The following is a 2,315-nucleotide window of genomic DNA, read 5'->3' on the forward strand; positions in this document are numbered from 1 at the left end:
CTGGGGCGGTGACATCGTCAAGGTCCTCCAGACCGATTTCTCCGTCTCGTACAGCTTCACCTTCCTGGAGACGCTGAACACCGACGTGCTGAAGGCCGTCTACGGCGACGACAACGTCACCGTGACCGCCGCGACCCCGTCCGCCGGCACCCTCCGGACCGTGAAGATCAACGCCGACGTGCTCCCGCACAAGTCGTTCGTCTTCGAGATGAAGGACGGCGACGCGAAGATCCGCATCCACGTCCCGGAGGCCAGGTGAACGAGGTCGGCGAGGTGACCTACAACGACGGCGAGCTCATCGGCTACACGGTGACCATCGAGGCGTTCCGTGACACGGACCTCAACGCCAACGCCGTGAAGTACATCGACGACGGCAAGCCGACGCCTGACCTGTCGCGCAAGGCCCCTTGCGCGCCTCTAGCTACCCCTCCCGGAGCCCCCGCTAGGCCCGCTCCGGAGGGGCTCTTCTTTGCTCCACCCCTGGGCCTAGCACCACCACGAACGAAAGGGCCTAGCAGCCATGAGCGACACCACCAAGACCGCCGACCTGTTCTCCTTCGACCACAACGGCGAGACCTACACCTTCGAGAAGTCCCTCTCCGTCGTCCGCTCGCCGAAGTGGCTCCGTCGCCAACCGCCGGCGCGACGAGCTCGACCTCACCTTCACGATCCTGGAGGAGGTCGCCGGCGCGGACGTCGTCGAGGTCATCGACGAGATGACCTCCGAGGAGTTCCAGGCGTTCGGCAAGAAGCTCATGCGGGAGCTGAGCGCCGCGTTTCAGTGACCGCGTGATCCGGGCGGTGTACGGGCTCGGCTTCGCCGACCTGCACGCCCTCCTGGAGACGCTCGACGACGACGAGCACCGAGAGGCGATCGAGGCCGACCTCATCGCCCTCGGGCTCCGTCTTCGTCACGCGGGCACCGACGCCCTTGCCTGGCACGAGCTCTACGCCGTGATCCGGCACCTCCCCGCACCTCGGCCTTCTACCGGGCGACGCACCCCGACGACCACGAGTGGTCGCTCGACGCGCTCCTCCTGGCCGAGGTCGCTGACGCCCTGAGGGTCGCGAACTGGCAGCGCGGCGGAGGCCGGCGTCACGAGTACCCCAAGCCCATTCCCCGCCCCGGCGTCGAGCCGGAGAGCACCACCTACGGCAAGGGCGCTGTCTCCATCGACGAGATGGAGGCGTGGCTCGCCGGGACCATGTGAGGAGGCCCGACGTGGCCGTTGAGCTAGCCGTTGCCTACCTCCCGATCCTGCCGGAGACCAGCAAGATCGCCCCGGGCGTGAAGCAAGCGCTCGGGGCGAGCGAGAACGAAGCCGACCGGTCCGGTAAGCGGGCCGGTCGGCGGTTCGGCAAGAGGTTCGGCGAGGGCATGGATGGCCTCCGGGGCCCGCGCTGGCCGTCGTCGCCGGGATCGGCGGCATCGTCGCGTCGTCGGTCAACCTGGAGAAGAAGTTCTCCCAGACGATGAACGTCACGGCTGCCACCCTGGGCGCGCCGCAGAAGGAAATGGCGAAGCTGAACAAGCTCGCCCTCGACCTGGGCGCATCGACGTCGTTCTCGGCTAACGAGGCCGCCGACGCCATGCAGGAGCTCGCCAAGGGCGGCCTGAGCGCCGCCACGATCCAGGCCGGCGCACTGGAGGGCACACTCCAGCTCGCCGCCGCAGGCGGTACGACGCTCGCGTCGGCTGCCGAGATCGCCTCGAACGCGCTGAACACGTTCAAGCTCTCCGGCGATCAGATGAACGTCGTATCCGCCGCCCTCGCCGGCGGCGCGAACGCCTCGACCGCGTCCGTCGACGTCCCTCGGCCACGCCCTGAGCCGAGGTCGGCCCACGGCGCCGTGAACGCAGGCCTCAACCTGAACGACACGGTCGGCGCTCTCGCGGCGTTCGACAACGCCGGCATCAAGGGGAGCGACGCCGGTACCTCGCTGAAGACGATGCTCTCGCGGCTCGTGCCGCAGACGGCCAAGGCCGCCACGGCTATGAAGGACGCCAACCTCGACTTCACCGACGCCAACGGCAACTTTGTCTCGCTGACGGAGGTAGCACAGCAACTGAAGGACGGCCTCGGCGGACTCTCCGAGGCCCCAGCGCACCACGGCCCTCAACACGATCTTCGGGTCGGACGCCTCGCGCGCCGCCTCCGTCCTCATGACCGAGGGCGCGAAGGGCCTCGGCGTGTACATCAAGGCGACCAGGGACCAGGGCGCCGCCGAGGACGCCGCCAGGGCCCGCATGAGCGGCACCGCCGGCGCGCTGGAGCGCCTGTCCGGCGCGTGGGAGACCCTCCGCCTGAAGGTCG

At 68.8% G+C, this 2,315-nt stretch carries 3 protein-coding genes; all 3 read left to right on the plus strand.

Features of this window, described 5'->3' with window-relative positions:
* A partial coding sequence (locus tag PROKR_RS02665) for a hypothetical protein (protein ID WP_211240002.1) occupies positions 1-259 on the plus strand: 259 nt, incomplete at its 5' end.
* A 530-nt stretch (positions 260-789) separates the two neighbouring features.
* A complete protein-coding gene (locus PROKR_RS02670; protein ID WP_036959376.1) occupies positions 790-1,062 on the plus strand; it encodes a hypothetical protein in 273 nt (90 codons plus the stop codon).
* 411 nt (positions 1,063-1,473) lie between these two features.
* Positions 1,474-2,315: phage tail tape measure protein (locus PROKR_RS31285; protein WP_245605671.1), on the plus strand; the 842-nt coding region annotated here is incomplete at its 3' end.

It is taken from the genome of Promicromonospora kroppenstedtii DSM 19349 (assembly GCF_000515355.1).
GTDB lineage: Bacteria > Actinomycetota > Actinomycetes > Actinomycetales > Cellulomonadaceae > Promicromonospora > Promicromonospora kroppenstedtii.